Source organism: Natrialba sp. PRR66 (assembly GCF_034808065.1).
GTDB lineage: Archaea > Halobacteriota > Halobacteria > Halobacteriales > Natrialbaceae > Natrialba > Natrialba aegyptia.
This window is the reverse complement of sequence record NZ_JAXHGN010000006.1, coordinates 220,100-237,935: the sequence shown is the minus strand read 5'-3', so window position 1 is coordinate 237,935 and position 17,836 is coordinate 220,100. Positions and strand designations below refer to the sequence as shown.

General features: G+C 58.2%; 13 protein-coding genes. 7 read left to right on the top strand and 6 right to left on the bottom strand.

Annotated elements, in window-relative coordinates; all coding sequences use genetic code 11:
• Positions 1-55 precede the first annotated feature (55 nt).
• Together SM755_RS20210 and SM755_RS20205 are read left to right on the top strand one after the other, a co-directional pair.
• Entirely contained in the window at positions 56-1,576 is a 1,521-nt protein-coding gene (locus SM755_RS20210) for a formate/nitrite transporter family protein (protein ID WP_323174246.1), read from the top strand.
• Between the two features lie 785 nt (positions 1,577-2,361).
• Positions 2,362-3,372 carry an alpha/beta hydrolase gene (locus SM755_RS20205; RefSeq protein WP_323174245.1) on the top strand — a complete coding sequence of 337 codons (1,011 nt, stop codon included), beginning with the start codon at positions 2,362-2,364 and terminating at the stop codon, positions 3,370-3,372.
• 852 nt (positions 3,373-4,224) lie between these two features.
• Here SM755_RS20205 and SM755_RS20200 read toward each other — a convergent pair.
• Positions 4,225-4,650 (bottom strand): hypothetical protein, encoded by a 426-nt coding sequence (locus tag SM755_RS20200; RefSeq protein WP_323174244.1) that lies wholly within the window; start codon positions 4,648-4,650, stop codon positions 4,225-4,227.
• A 310-nt stretch (positions 4,651-4,960) separates the two neighbouring features.
• Entirely contained in the window at positions 4,961-5,617 is a 657-nt protein-coding gene (locus SM755_RS20195; protein ID WP_323174243.1) for a TRIC cation channel family protein, read from the bottom strand.
• A gap of 682 nt (positions 5,618-6,299) precedes the next feature.
• Between SM755_RS20195 and SM755_RS20190 the strand changes: the two genes are divergently transcribed.
• A complete protein-coding gene (locus SM755_RS20190) occupies positions 6,300-6,725 on the top strand; it encodes a zinc ribbon domain-containing protein (protein WP_323174242.1) in 426 nt (141 codons plus the stop codon).
• Positions 6,726-6,859: 134 nt separating this feature from the next.
• Here SM755_RS20190 and SM755_RS20185 read toward each other — a convergent pair whose 3' ends face one another.
• Entirely contained in the window at positions 6,860-9,898 is a 3,039-nt protein-coding gene (locus SM755_RS20185; RefSeq protein ID WP_323174241.1) for an MMPL family transporter, read from the bottom strand.
• Between the two features lie 546 nt (positions 9,899-10,444).
• Between SM755_RS20185 and SM755_RS20180 the strand changes: the two genes are divergently transcribed.
• On the top strand, positions 10,445-11,056 hold the full coding sequence (locus SM755_RS20180; RefSeq protein WP_323174240.1) for a TetR/AcrR family transcriptional regulator: 612 nt from the start codon (positions 10,445-10,447) through the stop codon (positions 11,054-11,056).
• A gap of 79 nt (positions 11,057-11,135) precedes the next feature.
• On the opposite strand, the gene SM755_RS20175 is transcribed toward SM755_RS20180, so the two are convergent.
• The gene (locus SM755_RS20175) at positions 11,136-12,368 is read right to left on the bottom strand and encodes a cation:proton antiporter (RefSeq protein WP_323174239.1); all 1,233 of its coding nucleotides are present in this window, start codon (positions 12,366-12,368) and stop codon (positions 11,136-11,138) included.
• A gap of 472 nt (positions 12,369-12,840) precedes the next feature.
• Between SM755_RS20175 and SM755_RS20170 the strand changes: the two genes are divergently transcribed.
• From SM755_RS20170 to SM755_RS20160, 3 genes are all read left to right on the top strand, one after another.
• Positions 12,841-13,209: a cupin domain-containing protein gene (locus tag SM755_RS20170; protein WP_323174238.1), complete on the top strand. Its 369-nt coding sequence runs from the start codon at positions 12,841-12,843 to the stop codon at positions 13,207-13,209.
• A gap of 125 nt (positions 13,210-13,334) precedes the next feature.
• Positions 13,335-13,757, top strand: a complete 423-nt coding sequence (locus tag SM755_RS20165; RefSeq protein ID WP_323174237.1) for a CoA-binding protein — start codon at positions 13,335-13,337, stop codon at positions 13,755-13,757.
• Between the two features lie 146 nt (positions 13,758-13,903).
• Positions 13,904-14,173: a hypothetical protein gene (locus SM755_RS20160; protein ID WP_323174236.1), complete on the top strand. Its 270-nt coding sequence runs from the start codon at positions 13,904-13,906 to the stop codon at positions 14,171-14,173.
• A 304-nt stretch (positions 14,174-14,477) separates the two neighbouring features.
• Here the strand turns inward: SM755_RS20160 and SM755_RS20155 are convergent, their stop codons facing one another.
• A complete protein-coding gene (locus tag SM755_RS20155) occupies positions 14,478-16,073 on the bottom strand; it encodes a Coenzyme F420 hydrogenase/dehydrogenase, beta subunit C-terminal domain (protein ID WP_323174235.1) in 1,596 nt (531 codons plus the stop codon).
• A complete protein-coding gene (locus SM755_RS20150; RefSeq protein WP_323174234.1) occupies positions 16,066-17,772 on the bottom strand; it encodes a ferredoxin--nitrite reductase in 1,707 nt (568 codons plus the stop codon). Before SM755_RS20150 ends, SM755_RS20155 begins: the two co-directional genes overlap by 8 nt.
• Between the last annotated feature and the right edge of the window lie 64 nt (positions 17,773-17,836).

The window sequence follows — 17,836 nt, the reverse complement described above, 5'->3', positions numbered from 1 at the left end:
TATCTCTACCAACGCGTGTACAGTCGTCCCAAACACAGTACTACTGTAAAATACTATGAGTGACACTGAGAGACAAACCCTAGAGATGCCGGTTAGCGGACGCGATCACATTCGAGGCTCCGATGGGGCCGCCGTGACGCTCGTCCAATACAGCGATTTTGAATGCCCGTATTGCGGAGATATTTACCCGGCCATCCGACGGATCCAAAACCGGATCGGCACCCGGCTGCAACTCGTGTTTCGGAACTTTCCATTAACGCAACAGCATCCGCGCGCACAACAGGCAGCGGAAGCCGCCGAGGCCGCGGGCGCACAGGGCCACTTTTGGGAGATGCACGATCTCCTCTACCAACACCAAGACGCGCTTACTCGAGAGGATCTTCTCGGGTATGCTGAACAACTCGCCCTCGATATCGACCGATTCACGGACGAATTAGATACCGGGACGCACGAACGGCGGATCCAGAACGACATTCAGAGCGGCGTGAGAAGCGGCGTGAACGGTGTTCCAACCTTTTTCATTAACGGTGAGCGCTACGACGGGCCGCTCACTCTCGACTCGTTACTCGCCACTATCGCCAGCGCAGGCAATCTCATCGATATCGAACAATCGATGCAACGGGAGAACCGCGAGCTTCGAGAGACGATCGACAGATCCCGCCAGGGCGCGCCTGCAGCGGGCGAGGCAGTGCGTGATCGTTTTTCTGCGGACGAAATTTTTCAGCGGGTCACGGCAACTGCATACGAGGATATCGACCGAAGCAAACAACTCCTGTTTTTCAGTGGCCTCGCCGCTGGCATCAGCGTCGGGGGGACGTTCCTCGCACGAGCAGCCATGACGACAGCCTATCCGGACGACCCAACCGGGGTCGGGAATCTTCTTTATCCGATCGGGTTCATAATTATCGTCCTCGGAAACTACCAGCTATTCACCGAAAATACACTAACGCCAGTAACACTCGTCCTGACGCGATTTGCAAGCCTTCCGCAACTCCTTCGTCTCTGGGGGATCGTTCTTGCTGCGAACGTCATCGGCGCGGGAATCGTCGCCTACCTCCTCGCTACGACAAATGTCTTTACTCCGGAAACCGCCGAGACGGCACAGCAATTCGGCGAGCATGCGTTGAGCGTCTCGTGGTCGGGGCTCTTCTATAAAGGCGCATTCGCCGGTGGACTTGTCGCAACGATGGTCTGGCTCGTCCACGCTGCGCGAGATTCACTCTCGCGATTCTTCATCGTGTACTTGATCATGTTTACGGTCCCTGCCACGGAACTATTTCACTGTGTCGTCGGAGCCTGCGAAGTACTGTTCCTGGTGTTTGCCGGCGAAGCGGGGCTTCTCACCGTTTTCACTCAATTTTTTGTCCCAGTTACTCTCGGCAATACCGTCGGTGGTGTCGTGTTTGTCGCCCTTGTGAACTACAGTATGACCGAAATCCGGCACTTCCCCGACCGAGGTCAGCAACGCCGTGAACTCTCCTGGCTAGAATGGGTGTTTGGAACCCGTCTGATAGAACGCCTCACCGCAACACAGCGTCGCGATGATGCCGATACAAGTGAAACCCCCTCCGAATGAGTGCCGATGGTATCTTGATTTGATCGTTCTAACGACGAAGAGCACACGTCGAAGACGAGACTGATCTGCGCGACCGAGAGACGAATTCCTGATCCCATCGACGCTATTGCTGAACTCGCCTACGGAGCGTGTGGTGATCTCACGTCGGAACACTCCGGATATCGGTACTGTCCTCTCAGTGCCGTCGGTAGAACCCGTTTACCGTTCTACGCGACTCAGGACGCCGGCTCAAAGCAGCACTCACGCCACGAGTTCTGAACTCAGCCACAAGTACGGGAACGGCGTCAAACTCCTCTTCAGCGGAGACCGGTGTGTATTTCTGGGGTTGGGAATTGTTTCACCCGCATTCAGCCGCTGACTGCCACCATACAGCTACGGAGACCGCATCCGACGGGGGTATTCAATTCCTTTGACCGGCGATTTCGGGGTGCACAATCCCGACGTAGCTTCATGGTCTCTTCAGTTGCTGATCCATTTCGTGATCGTTCATCACTCCGTATTAACGCGATACAGTTGTCTCCCTTCTCTCTACCCGGTTTTGAACGAGAGCCTAAATCGATATTTGGAATACCGGAAAAACCTTTGACATTGCAAATTATCGTCCGCCTGTGGAGTATATCTCGTGTTTACCTGGAATTGTTGGGGTACGTTTGCCCGTTTCCCTGAAACAATAACAACTATCATTTATACCGGTGAAGACGGGTGACCTGACGAGGTCGCCAGCCGACGCTAGATGGCGGACTAGACGGTTGGACGACAGTAAGTCACAAGATAGTGAGAGAACTATGATGCAGATCGATCACACACAGTCGGAAATCGAGTCCAGCGAACTCCGCGCTGAAGAACTCGACTCGGATGCACAAGCACTGTTAAATACGCTGGAGGATGAGGGTGCCCCCGATCTTACGCAATTGTCGCCCGAACAAGCCCGAACGCTCCTTGGCGACCTGTTTACTCCGGATGTCGAACCTGAACCGGTGGCTTCGGTAGATGACCGCAAAATCCCGGCGTACGCGCGTGACATCCGCGTACGAATCTACGATCCAGACCCTGATCAAACACTCCCGGCAGTCGTCTACTTCCACGGCGGCGGGTGGGTCGTCGGTACTATCGATACCCACGACAAAGTCGCTCGTTCAGTGGCAAATCACGGTCAGTGCGTCGTCGTCTCCGTTGACTACCGAAAAGGGCCGGAACACCCCTTCCCAGGGGCCGTGGAAGACGCCTACGTGGCGACCAAATGGACTGCCGACAACGCCGCAGAGCTCGGTGCGGGTGCAGGGTTGGCTGTCGCCGGTGAGAGTGCGGGCGCCACCCTCGCAACGGTAGTCGCACAGATGGCCGTCGAGAAGGAACTCGGTGTCCCGGAGATCGACCACCAGGTGCTGTTCTACCCCGTCACCGACCATTCCTTTGACACCGAATCGTACGAGATAAATGCAGAGAATTACTTCTTGACGACCCGAGGAATGGTCTGGTTCTGGAACCATTATCTCCGCAACGATATCGACGGTGCAAACCTTCGAGCCTCCCCATTACGCGCTCCCGAGCGAGTTCTCGCTGAACTCCCTCCGGTAACTATGTACTCCAGCGGCTACGATCCGCTCCGAACAGAACAGTTCGCGTATGGGAGGGCGCTCGCCGATGCAGGCGTCTCTGTCGAGCATACCCACTATGAAGATATGATCCACGACTTTGCCAATATGAGCCAGCTTGCGGATCCGTTTCCCGCAATCGAAGCAGGTGCTGATGTGCAAGAACGGGCCGGTAAAGCACTCCGTGAGGCCTTCGAGTAATCGTACTCAGCAGGTGTCCAGGTGGATCACTATCCGTATTTTTGACTGGAGCCTGACAGCGCTTTGCCGGTACCTGGGGTTTGCTTTACGGCCATGCGAACGATGTACTTGCGCCGCTCGCTAGAAAAACGATACAACGGTATCTTGGTCACCGGAACAGGAGAATAATGACAACAAAAGACCGTTTGTACGGTCAAACCCTCATTCAGGATCGGCGAAGGGAGTTACAATAGTACGAATGTAAATTATCGGACACAGACGGTAGCAGCACTCGAGTAACACCGCTACTATCTAGAACGGAAGCTAAAACGGATAAAAATACGGTGTTACTTCAATTACCGGCAGCAGATAGTCGATAAATCGTTGGTTATCGTTCCCAGCACTGTCTAGTTTAGCACCGTCGCTAGAATCTACGTTTTCAGTGATAAGTATAGAGCCTGTGTGTTATAGTAGTGCTCAACCTATCCAAGATATCTTCACTGCTTTCTCGACTGCCAACTCACGAGTTCTGGAAACGGTTACCTCGATCCGTCGAGGTAGAAAATCACTTTTCGATCGGATTCCGGTCGAGATAGTCGAACTGCTCGCTCAACATAATCGGGAGACGAAATTGGGCTCAACAGAGATCGACGAGAACTAGTCTTTCGGGAGAACTCGTGTTTCTCGGTTAAGTGATGCAGAAACCCGGCGGCTGGATTAGTGACTTCTTATCCGAAGACTGTGATGTTGAGGACCATCTCTGGCTGGCTACTATTGTATATCATATTCAATATCGAGTTCCGTTTGTATGAGCAGAAATATTATCCGTAGGGGCTTGCGACGGCGTGGGTGTGCAGTAAAGCCGCGCAGTGATCAGTCCGATCGAGTGGACTCGAGAAATGCCTCGAGTTCCGATTGGATGTGACCGGCAACGCGTTCACAGTACTCCCAGAGCACCTCGTTGAAGTTCTCTCGGGTCGCCTCGTCGAGACCCGCTGCTCCTCGATACTCCTGATCGGGTATCTCTGGATGGTATGTACACACGACCAGTGGTGTGTCGGCGTCGAGCGGTCCTTCCGCAATGATTCCGTACTCGTCAGCCCCCCACAGACCGGATCCGTCCCGCCGTGTGAGATCAGAATCGATCTCGTCGAGGAGTTGGAGGTCCTCGGTGGTCAGTGCCGGGTCTGATCTTTCGAAGAACTCGGAGAACGCTGCGTCCCGTGCATCGTATTTCCACCCTTCTAACTGCTCTCTGGCGCGCCGTAACTGTGCTCGATCGGGATCAACGCCGCTCATGTTTTCTCACCGGTTGTGGTACTCGTCGAACTCACCGAGTTCGTGACGACGTGCGCGGAGGGCCGGTTTTCATTTCCCAGAATCCGTTTCATCGTCCGTCGTTCGGAACGACGAGCGATCTGAAGTAGCTTTTTACCGCCGAACTCGAATGTCGCTCGAGGAGAGCAGTACTAATCACGGCCACCACCCACTCTCCAAATCCCACAGCAGACACGCCCGATCCTGATCTTCAGGTACGATTTCGTCTGAAACAGCTGTTACACAGGAATGGGTGGTCCGAGCGGGGATTGGTCCGTTCGTTGTACCCGAGCTAATTGCTCAGTCGTCCTGAATTCTGCACCGTCGGGAGATTCCAGTCGTAAGCGACCGCTGCTAACCGAGTCACAACGGTCACTACCGCACACACCACAGCAGCCGTGCTCTCGACCGCCCCTACCGTTCCCACTACCCAGTATGCACTTCCACCGAGGACTGCACAACTCGCATAGAAATCCTCGAAGAGAATAAACGGGGATCGATCGAGGAGAATATCTGTAAACGCACCACCGCCGACGGCGTTGATCGTTGCAATAGCGACGATACCGAACGCTGAAACACCCGCTTCAGTTGCAACGATAGCGCCAGTCGTCGTAAATGCAGCGAGTCCGATAGCGTCCGAAACAAGGGTGACTGGATGCGTTTCTGGCGACGACAGAATGACGCTCAGCGCGATTGCGAAGCCAACTCCGAGTAACCCCAGACTGATTTCGATCGGTGACTGGAGTGCTAGTGGAACTCGTGTCACGAGGAGATCGCGTGTTGCTCCCCCAGCAAACGCCATTGCCAGCCCAGCGATGGTAACCCCGAACAGGTCGAACTCTTCACGGATCGCCTTTGATGATCCAACGAGTGCGAACGCAACCAAGCCGATCGTATTCATCACGGCAAATGGATCGCCAAATAGTAGGGCAATAAAGTCCTGACTCACTGCGCTCGCCTATGAGAGCGAGTCTCTTGAGTGCTACGTATCAAACACTCTCTTCCACTCAGGCCATCTGCGACGGGTATGTGCGATAACTGTACAATCTGTACGTATCGTTGGGGGAGCCAAACCGACTCCCAGTTGCGAGTTCAGCAGCGCTGTCCGTCTGAACGGTACTCGCTCCGTCTCGATCGCTTTGCAACTAGCCGTAGCGAAACGGTATCGGACGTGAAAAGCGGGAGGTCAGGCGATGGGTGGGGGCAACCCATCGCAGGCGACAACGGGAGGCGTCGGTGGGTGCTGATTGGATCGCTGTCGCGCAACGGTGCGCGACGGATAGTACATCCCACCCCGCCGTTATCAACTTCTACCCGATTCCCAGTCACTCGAAATCGTCCTCCCATTCGGCGGCCGTTTGGATTGGTGACTTGATCACTGCCGATGTCGTCGGTCAGTGATCTATGGCGAAGCTATCAATCGCAAGGCGAGGACTCGCGCCTTTAGGCGCGGACGGATGTTAGTCGGTGGGTTCCCGTACGACACTTACTTGGCGGATCCGCTTCTACCACGAGTTCAGTTCCAGAACGATGCCTCGATCGACGCATTGTTCGTGATCACGGTCGTTGCTATCCGTCTCACGCACCGAGAGGGGAGAAGATTTACCACTGACTGGCCATTCAGCTAGGATATGGACCAGTCGACATCCCGCAAGCGACCGTGGCTTGCAGCAGGACTCGGGCTTCTTATCACCGGACTCGGACAACTGTATCTTCGCCGCTGGAAACGAGCACTCGGATGGGCGATTTTCGCGGTGCTCGTCGGCGCATTCCTCGTCCCGGAGTCGACGCTCGCGAACCCCGCATCAGCCGACCTCGTTGACGGCGCTCCGCTTCTCGTCGTCGCCCTTCTAAGCGTCATCGACGCGTATCTCATCGCTCAACGGCACAACGTCCGACTCGCCGTCGCACAGGAATCCCGCTGTTCGTCCTGCTACCGTGAACTCGACGCTGATGTCGCGTTCTGCCCGTGGTGTGGGAGCGAGGTGCAGTCGACAGCAGCGGACGACGACTCGACGTGGACCGACGCCGACAATCCGTCGGACGATCGCTTCTGAACTCGGGGTAGTTTTACTCGCTGTCGTTTTGTGACTCTTCCATCGGACAATCTCTGAGAGCCACGGCGCGAAACTGTCTGGGTGAACTCGTCCTCGGATTGAGAGTAAAAAGCGCCGTAACGACCCGAGTTCGGTTACTCCTCAGTACGGTCCTGGATCGCTTGCCCGCCGTCGCTGGCGGCGGGACCGCCTGATCGACTCGGAGCGTCGAATGAAACGTCGGGGCCGAGATACCGCGTCCAGACGACGAGCAGGCTCGGGAGCACGAGCACGCTCGCGAGGAACGCGTAGATGATCGTCAGTCCGGTGATGATCCCGAACTGCTGTAGCGGTGGCAGGATGGCGAACGCGAGGACGCCGAAGCCGCCGACGGTCGTCGCCGCGCTGCCAAGCAGTGCGCCGCCCGTTCCGGTGACCGTCCGGGACATCGCTTCCCAGACGGAGCCGGTTCGTTTCAGTTCGAGGCTGTACCGCTCGCTCATGTGGATACTGTAGGCGACACCGAGCCCGACGGTGAGGCTCGTGATCATCCCCGTCATGACGTTGAATGGGATGCCGAGCAGGTACATCGTCCCGAGAATCCACGAGACGCTGAAGACGACCGGCAACAGCGTTACTGCGCCGAGCGTCGCGCTTCCTTCCGTGATCCGGTAGGCGATCATCAGGAACGCGAAGACGGCGACGAGCGTAATCAGCAGGCTCTCGATGACCGTGTCCATCAACTGCCCCTGAACGATGTCGAACAGGATCGTCTGGCCGGTTGCCGTCGCCTCGACCCCGTTTGCGTTCCCGTCGATGCCGTCTGCGATAGATTGCATCTCGGTTGTGACGTCGCTCATGGCCGCGGTCCCGCTCGTCGAGATGACCATCCGAACGGCCTCGTAGTCGCCGTCATCGGTCTGGTGGATGACGCCGGCCGCTTCGTCGGGAGCGACCTCGAACAGTTCGTCGTACACCTGCTCGATGTTCCGGTCGGGGATCCCGTCGCCGTTACTATCGGCTGCGGCAAACGTCGCGTTGAAGGACTCGTTCTCGGCGGCGACCTGCTGCATCGTTCCGAGCGGGCTCTGGATGTTGGCCTCACCACTCGAGAGAGTGGCAGCAACATCGCTGTCTGCAGTCTCGTTCTCGGCGTCCGAGAGCCGCTGTAACGTCTCTGGATCGGTTATGTTCCCCTCAACGAGGATCTGCGCTTGCGAGTCCTCCCGAACGAAGTTCTCGTTGACGAACTCGAGATTCTCCTTCATCGAGTACTCGCCGGGCTCGAGCGGTCCGGGAAGGTTGTTTGTCCACTCTGGCGGGTCCTCCGCGATGAAGTCCTCCTGATTGAAGCTGGTGTCGACCTGCGTCGCGCCGTATGCACCGCCTGCACTCACGAGGACCGCGACCAGGATGATGACGATCGGTATCCGTCGTGCTGCCGTCGAACCGGTGGATAAGACCTGGCTAAACCGGCCGCCACCCGTCCCGAACGCGCGCTTTTTCCGATCGAACCCACGATTTTCGAGGAAGCCGTCGAGTTCAACTTTGAGTGCCGGAATCAGGACGCCGAAGACGAGCAGGGCGGCCGTGATACCGACCGCGCTCACGATCCCGAAGTCCTGAATCGGTGGGACCGGACTCGTGAGATTCGAGAGGAAGCCGATCGCTGTTGTCGCGGTCACCAACACGAGTGCAATGCCGACGCCGGCCAGTGCCACTCGCATCGAGCCGCGGGCGTCGTCGTCCCCGTACGCACCACCGTTCTGACGCTGTTCGCGGTGGCGCATGAAGATGTGGATCGCGTAGTCTATCGAGAGCCCGATGAGCAGGACCGGAACGGCGATGAACATCTGGTTGAAGTCGATACCGGTCCAGCCCATGAAGCCGAACGTCCAGATGAGGACGACGGCGATGCCGACTAGCCCGAGGAGGATATCCAGGAGATCGCGGTAGGCGACGATCAGCGCGACGACGACGAACAGCAGGGCGAGCGGCCCGACGATCGCGAGGCTATCGCCCATCGAGTTGTTGATCTCTTCGCCCATGATTCCGCCGCCGAAGACGATGACATCCGATGTGTCACTGTCGACGCCGTCGTTCGCCAGGGATTGCATCGCGAGTTGTGCGTCGACGAGTTCGTCGGATGCCATCCCGCCTTGACCGCCACCCATCTCCCCACCGTCGGTCTGGTGCGTAACCAACAGCATCGTCGCGTTCGCACTCGTGGAACTCGCGTCGTAGCTCGTCGGCATGAACGCCAATCCGTTCATCTGCTCGGATGAATCCTCGCTCAGGACGGTTTCGAGCGTCCGCTCGTAGGTCGTGGCGTTCATCGCGTCGACCGCGTCGATCTGTTCTTGCAGCGTGGGCGAGGTGGCGTTTTCCAGGGCTGCTTGTTGGGTCTCTAGTTGATTACCGAGTTCAGCCAGTCGCTCGCCCTGTGATTCGAGATCCGCGCTGCGCTGTTCGAGATCCTCGTATTCGTCGGCGAGGACGCCCTGAGTGCCACGCTGGTACGCCGTTTCGATCTGGGACTCGTTGTCGGCGCTCCGAAGGAGGTGTGCCGACTCGTTGAACGTCGCGTACTGCGTCTCGTCGAGTTCAACCGACGAGTTTGCACGGACGGCTTCGAACTGTTCCTGCGGCGACGCCGATTGGTCTGCACGAAGCGTCTCGAGGGCCGCCCGGAGATTCTGTTGCGTCGCGTTCACCTCGCTCTGTCGTTGTTCCAGCGAAGCGCGTTCCTCCTGAACGGTTGCGTTTAACTGTTCGAACTCCGCGGCCGTCGCCTCGAGTTCGCGCTGTTGGTCACCGGTGAGAGACGAGATCGCGACGAGATTCGCCACGCCGACCGTGGGTTGCTCGTCGGCGAGAGTCCGGTTGATCGTCTCGTTCTCCCGGAACGACTGTTGCAGTCGGAGCGTCTCGAGCAGCGACTCCTGAGTGAGCGTGTTTTCTCCTTTGACGATCACTTGCGCCGTCGTCGTATTGTTCGCTCCGGTCGAGAAGTTCTCCTCGATGTAGTTCAGTTTCTCCGATTCTGCAGTGTCACTCTGGAACTGATCGAGCGAGGAGGACTGCTCGATCATTCCAGCACCGGCACCCGTGACCACCGTGAGCACGAGCATGAGGGCGATCACAGCCCGACTGTGGCTTGTGACCATCGCCGCGAAGCGATCGAGCCAGCTCATCTGCCGAATCGGCCTCCGTCTGCTCTTTCACTCCTCCCCCATTGTCGGTTCTGCGCCAGCATCATTCTCCATCACGCTGGCGAGGTGTGATCGCGTACCGACGGTGCCTGAGAGCGATTTGTGACGGGTTCGACGCCGCTCTCTGCGCTGAATACGCAGCGTCCACGACGCTCTCCGTCGGGTTGCTCGTCTCGATCGCTACTCGTTGTTTCTCGCTCATTTGCTGACTGAATATTCAATCAACTCTCATCAATCTTCTCACTTCGTCTCAACCGACTACCGGTCACCATGTCGGTCAGTTGCTGTTTCGTCTTTGTATATGATTGACTATTCAATCAATATTTATATGTAGGGCTACGAGACACTATCTAGAATGGGTGCTATTACAGGAGTGAACCGGAACCAGTACAACTCCGGTGTTCCGAACGAACGGCTCTATCGGGGCGGGTCTCTATCGTCTATTCGTTCAGAGGGTGATTGTGTCGTGTTCCGACAGGATGGCACCGGCGATGGGTCGGGTTACCGCGCCACTACTATCTGCCACCGATGACGCAACTCCCTTCGTTCCTTGACGAACCCGACGACACTCGCGGGGCCATCATGAAGGCCACGTACGACGCCCTCTGTAAGCACGGCTACAGCGATCTCACGATCCAACGGATCGGAAACGAGTTCCCGAAGAGTAAATCGCTGTTGTACCACCACTACGATAGCAAAGACGAACTCCTCCTCGACTTCCTCGAGTTCATGCTGGCTGAACTCGAGGGACAGATGCCGGCGTACCGAGACGGGAGTGCTGACGAACACATTGCAGACATTGTCGACCGCACGTTTGCGTTCGGGAGTACCGAAAAGAATCCTCACTTCACGCAGGCGCTGCTCGAACTTCGCACACAGGCCGCTCACGACGAAGCCTATCGCGAGTATTTCACTCGAAGCGATCAATTCGTCCGGAAACACGTCGCGCACACGATTCGGTCGGGTATCGAACAGGGTGTCTTTCAGGAGGTCGATCCGCAGGAAACAGCAGCACTCTTTCAGATCGTGTTCGTCGGCACGATGACACAGCGCGTCACCAGCGATGACGACGACGTGTTGAGAGCGGGTCGGGCCATGTTCGATCAGTGTCTTCGGGCGCGTCTTCTCCGTCCGGAGTGACGACCGTGGTCGGGTCGCCAGCGTCCGCTCAGGGCCTGTGCTCGTCGAACGCGTCTCGGGTGAGGTGAGGGGATAGCGGCTAACTCGGTTCTTCGGCGTCAACATAGACGAGTTCGTCGGTGCGCTCGAGCAGTCGTACCCCCCAGGTGACGGTAATCGGGACCAGCGCGGTCGTGAAGATTGCGATGAAGACCAGGATCGAGAACAACTGTGAATCGATGACGCCGGCCGAAAGTGCGACTGACGCGATGATGATCTCGACGGTTCCGCGGCCGTTCATTCCGAACCCGACGACGAGCCCTTCTCGCGAGGTGAGCAGTGTTGGCAGTGCAAAGAGCCACGAACCGATTATTTTGCCGAGGAATGCGATGGCGACGAGGACGACAAGAATCCCGAACGAATCGAAGAAGACGTCGAAGGTGATGTCGAAGCCGACGATCACGAAAAACACCGGGGCGAAAAACCCCATTGCGAGATCGTAGATGACCGTATGTATGTGCTCGTACAGCGACGGCTCGACGTCCGATTGGCGGAGGAACATGCCGGCGACGAATCCGCCGATAATCATGTGGAGATCCGCGAGCGTCGCTAATTGGGCGAACAGGAGCGAAACGAGCAGGGCGAACATGAAGGCGGTCGTTTTATCGACGAATCCGTACCGTTCGCGACGGTTCTCGATGTACGCCCAGGCGAGCGGGAGGAACCGATAGCCGAGAACGATCGTAATCACGAAAAAGCCCAGCGCTTTCGCCACGATCACACCGATTTCCAGCAGGTTGAGTGTGCCTGCCGTGACGTAACTATCGACGGCGGCAAAGGCGATGAGGACGCCGACATCGGAAGCGAGTGCGCCGCCGAGGAGGACGTTCGCGATACGGGTATCGAGTAGCTCGAGATCGGCGAGAATTCGGGATTTCGTTGCGAGCGAGGTTGCAGCCATCGCAAGGCCCAGGAAGAGTGCTGCTCCGATCGATACTCCCAGCCAGATGCCTGCGCCGTATCCGAAGCCGAACGGAATCACGAACGCCCCAAACGCGATCAACAGTGATTGTGGTCCCAGCCTGAACAACTCTCGAAGATCGACCTCCATCCCGACGTACACCATCAGGAGAAATACGCCGAGTTCAGCGAGGACATCCAGAAGGTTCGATGGTTGTAACAGCCCGAGAAGCGGCGGGCCGAAGACGATTCCGGCGAACAACTCGCCCATCATCGTCGGATAGCCGAGTCGTTCGGCTATCCCGCCGAAGATCCAGGCGACCGTAAGCACGAGCAAGAGTCCAAGAACATCGATACTAACTGTTTCAACCATTATCTCTCCGTCCGATCGTCTGTTGGTCTCGTAGTTGACTCCGTTCGGGGGCGTCAGTCATATAACCCATTGGCTTCGAACGATCAGGTCCGTCTCCTGGCAGCCTTCGGTATTCATCATCGACATTGGACCACGTGTGTAACGAATACTTCGAGATTACACGTGAGAGCAGGTACTACCTGATAATCAAGCACTCTGATGACTTCTCGACCGGAGAGTCTATCGGATGGAGGCGCAGCCCGAACACCCTGGTAGTGTCGGGATTCGCTCGTTCTCTCAAACCACCTCACGATTCGCACCCACGTCCTTCGAGTTCGTTTGTCTGTATTATGGACGACACTCACTAGAATTCAGATTCTATCAAATATTCCTCTCAAATAGTGTCTGCTTGTTGTATATATTCTACCACCGGCGGAAGAACTAACCCGACACCGGACGAGATTCGAGACGCGGGCACACCCGAGGATCACCAATGACTGCACCCGACATCACAGCGTACCATCCGTTCATGGAGACAGCGGGCGAAGACGAGCACATCGTACTCGAGGACTGCGAGATCGATGCCCGAACTCACGATCCAGATAAGGCCAGCGAACTCCATACGCACGCTGAAACTCACGTGATTTTCGTGCGTACCGGCGAGATGCACTGGACCGTCGGCGATGACGAGTTCAATGCCGCACCCGGTGATACCATCGTCACACCGGCAAACACCGAGCACAAATTCGAGGTCGTCGGCGACGACCCGTCGAAGACGGTGTGCTTGATCGCTCCGGCTCGCTCACCCGAGGACCAGGGCCCATCTGGCACCCACGAGATCACCAAGCCTGACGAAGTCTGACGAGGTGAACGAAGCGATTTCCCGGGTCGGTGAACTCGGCTCGTCTCGCAATCGTCCCGGGCTATGAATTGCTTGAAGTGACTCCCCGGCGATACACTGATTTTCTACCGCCCGGTAGGACGCGTATGCCAACCGAAGACAACGACGAACTCCGTCGAATTCTCGGCTACGACCGAGTTGCGGTCGTGGGGGCGTCGACATCGCACGAGAAAGCAGCCCATATCGTGCCGGCGTACCTCCAGCGCCACGGCTATGACATAATCCCAGTCAATCCAACTGCGAACGAGATCTTCGGTACCCAGGCCTACGATTCGCTCGCTGACGTTACGGAGACGATCGATATCGTCGAAATATTTCGCCCGAGCGAGGAAGTTCCCGAGATCGTTGAGCAGGCTCTCGATCGCGACGACGTGAAAGCGATCTGGATGCAACTCGGTATTCGAAACGATGCGGCCGCACAAACTGCCGAAGCGGCCGGACTAGCGGTCGTGCAAGATCACTGTATGAAAGTCGAACACGGCCAACTCGTTCGGCATCCGCTGGAGTGAGCCACTAGCGTCCCGATCGGGTGGTAGAAAATCAGTGTCCCGCCGGAGAGCCACTAGCGTACCGATTTGAAGACTGAAGACGCGACGCTCGCAACTGTGGCGCATTCAGGCCGTTCCTTTAGGCATCTACCTCGGATAGACCCGATATGGCTTCCGTCCCGGACATCGAGATGGTTGACACGGAAGACGAATACATTCATGTCCGATTCCGTGACCCGGATCAATACGACGAGATTCGAACGCCCGACTGGGCGGACAATCCGGCAGAGTCCGTCTCCGAGGGGAGCGAAGTACGAACCGGGAAAATCGAAGGAGAGGACGACTGGGAGGTTACGAGCGTTCTAATCAAGAAATCCGTTGGCGAGGAGAAAGCCAAAGAACAGGCCCGCGAAATCGTCGAGAAGATCGAGTCGTGAACGCTGCTGGGTACCGCCTCTACAGACGGGGTAGGCCGAGTGTCACGCTTGACTCCGAGCGGTTCGCGGGACCGTCGAACTCTTCACGAGAAGTCGAGTCCGTTTTGGATGCTCGTGGAGCCACCGCTTGGCGAATACTGTGAGCACATCGGAAACCGGATTATTCTGTGAACCGGCGGCTGTCTCGTCGCTCCCATCGAGATCCCCGTCTTCGGCGGAATCGAGTTCACCATCCCAGAACGCCACTTTCGATTTCGAAGCCGGTGAGGGTCTTTCGGAATTGCCGAGAAGAAATTCCGCAGCGTCAGTGGTCGGCTTCGTGAGGGTTGAGTTCAGTCCCGTAGTTCTCGACGTGGTCGGTGTAGTCGATGAAACGCGGCGCGTCCGGGTCGAACGGTCGTTCGAGCGCCTCAAACGCCTTCTTTTTGTCCCACGACTGGAGTCCGCCGATCGCCGAGCGGTCTTCGAGGTCGTGATAGTCGAGATCGGGTGCTGCGTGCTGCCACGCGTCGAGACCCTGCTCGGTGCGGACGATGACGCTCGAATACTCGTCCGAACTCCCGACCGAGCCGACCGTCACATCGGCGGCGTACCCGGTGAAGTCCGCACATTCGTCGCACCCCTTCAGCGCGGCCCCGTGGAAGTTCTCGATGTCCTCCGCGAGGAGCTGTTCGCCGTCCTCGTCGTAGACGTACATGTTTCCGTCGAGCACGTCGAGTTTGCCGATTTCGCCGGGGCTGATGTCGCGTTTCGCTTCTAATTGCTCGCCGATGAGTTTCTGATAGTTGAAGTTCTTCGTACACATCAAGGCGATCGTGTACTCGACGCCGCGCACGCCCGCGTTCTGGGACTGGTAGTCCCACTCGAAGTCTTGGAGCGCGCGCACACCCTCGATTTCACACGGCGTCCCGACGAGCGCGAGCGAGAGATCCTCGTGATCCTTGTCCGGGAGCTTGTGCTCCCACTGGTCGAGGTCCAGGTTTCCGAGCGCCATCGTCTGGTTGTAGAAACTTCCCGCGTTGTCGATGACTTCCTCGGGGGTGGTGGCAAGGAAGCTTTCCGCCTTCCAGGCCTCCTCGTCGCTCTCGGTGGCGATGAGCGCGCCGTCGATTTCGCCGGCTTCGAGCAGGTGGATCAGCAGCGAGGAAACCACGCCGCCGTCCTGTGCGCCCTCGCGCCAGTTTGCCTCGACACGCGCGGAAAACTCCGTGATCGGGTCGCCAGCGCCCGAGACGTTGTCCTCCCCGCCGGTGATCTTCCACTGGCGCTCGTAGCGCAGCCCGCCGCGCGGACAGAAGTCCCAGCAGAGCGAACAGCCGGTGCACATCTTGACGAGTTCCGGCAGGCCGTCGTCACCGATACCGATGGAATCGGAGGGACACGCGGCGACGCAGGTGCCACACTGGATGCATCGACCCTCGTCGATGACTGCCGTATCGAGTTCCATAAACCACGTCTTGTCGTCGGGCGTCTCGATGTCGTTCATCTCCGAACGGATCGAATACCCCGGTGTATCGACGGCCGCCCCATCGGGAACGTTGACGCGCTCGTCCGGCGACTTCCCGTCCCCGCGTTCCACATCTTGACTCACGCCGTCGGCGGGCCGAGTGAACTCGATATCACCGAGGCTGCCGTTCTCGTCGACGTTCGCCGCCGGTGCACCACCGTCAGCGATAGCCCCCTGATCACCCGCCGTGCCGTCCGACCCGCGTGCACTGCAGGTACACTGTCCGTCAGTGCAGCGTTCATCACCGTCTGTGCCATCGGCCTCGTTCGTGGTGTGCCCGGTCTGCCGACTCGTGTGGTCGTTACCGTTGCCCGGCGGACCGCTCGTGCCATCGTCGCTCACGTCGGGGACTCCCGGTAGCGGCCGGTCGCTCCCGTTCTCTCGCTCAGTCATCGGCGGCGACACCTCCGGAAACGTTCGCATCAGCCTGTTGCATGACCGTCCGAAGCCGGTCGTTGCCGACGCGTCGACACCACTCGTAGAAGCGCTCGTCGTCGTGGCGGTCGTCGGTGTAGGCTGCGAATAATCGCTCGAGAGCCGGAATGACGGCGTCGGCTGGGACGGCGGTCTCGACCCAGTCGACGAACTCGTTGTCGATGCCAAGCGAACCGCCGAGACCGACGTCCATGCCCTCGACGATGGTGTCTCCTTCTTCGTTGGTGCTGTGCTCGTCGTCATTGACCTGGACGGTCTCACCACGGAACCCGATATCCGCGATCTGGGGCTGGGCACACGAGGCCGAACAGCCCGACATGTGCATCCGCACCACGTCGAGGTCGTCGGGGGTGTCGATACGGTCGTCGAGTTCACGTGCCCACCGCTTGACGCGCTTTTTCGTCTCGATGATGCCGTAGTTGCAGAACTCGCTGCCGGTGCAGCCCACCGCGCCGCGTGAGAACGGTCCGGGGTCGGGCTGGTAATCTGCGGCGAACGGTTCGGCGAGCAGGTCGTCGACGTTCTCTTCGGGAACGTGGGTGATGAGGAAGTTCTGGTCGGTCGCCAGCCGAATCGTGGTGTCGTCCGTGCCGTACTTGTTGGCCGCGCGGGCGGCCTCGACCAACTCGTCGCCCCCCATCCGGCCCCCGACGACGTTGAATCCGATATAGCGGAGGTCGTCGTCGCGCTGCTTGTGGACACCGACGTGGTCGCCGGTGTACCCTTCGGTGAGGTCCTCGCCGCGCGACCGGAGGGGAACGGTAGCACGATCTCGAATTGCCCGCTCGAAGTTTTCGGGACCCATCTCCTCCACGAGGTAGCGCATCCGGCAGACGCCGCGGTTGTGCCGATCGCCGACTTCCTTGAACACCTGGGCGACGGCGCGACAGAACTCGACTGCGTCTTCCGGGCGAACGAACACGTCGAGAGGTGAGGCCATCCGGGGGCCGTCCGAGAGCCCGCCGCCGACGCGAGCGTGGAAGCCGTAGTAGCGTTCGCCGTCGATTTCTTTTCTGGCGGGGGTGAGGCCCACGTCGTTGATCTGTGATTGGGCGCAGTCCTCCCGACACCCCGTGATCGTTAGTTTGAATTTCCGCGGGAGGTTCGCGTACTCCCGGTTTTCGGTGAAGAACTCGGACACCGCATCGATAACCGGTTGCGCGTCGAAGACTTCGTGGTGGTCGAGACCCGCCGCTGGACATCCCAGAACGTTGCGCGCAGAATCGCCGCACCCCTGAATCGTCGTCAATCCGACTTCATCGTACTTCTCCCAGATTTCGGGTACGTCTTCGAGTTCTATCCAATGCATCTGGAAGTCCTGTCGCGTGGTGATGTCCACGAACGCGTCGCCCCAGAGGTCGTTCTGCTGTGCGCCGCCGAACTCTTCGGGTGCGGTGGCGTACTCGTCAGCAACCTTGCCCACGACCGCAGCCTGCTCGGGTCGCAGCGCTCCGCCGGGAACCTTCGTGCGGACCATGAAGTAGCCGCGTTGCTTGCCGTGGCTGTACATCCCGGCCCATTTGAGGCGCTCCCACTCACCGTCGCCGGCGCGGTCTTCGATCTCGTCGAACGAGAGACCCTCGTTCGCGTACTCCTTGACGTCCTCGATAATGTCGAGCGGGTGTTTTTCTTGTTTCCAGTGTTCGACTGTATTCATTGGTATTCCCCTCTGGCTACTAGCTACCGACGAATCCTGGGAACGGCTCTCCCAGCGAACTAGC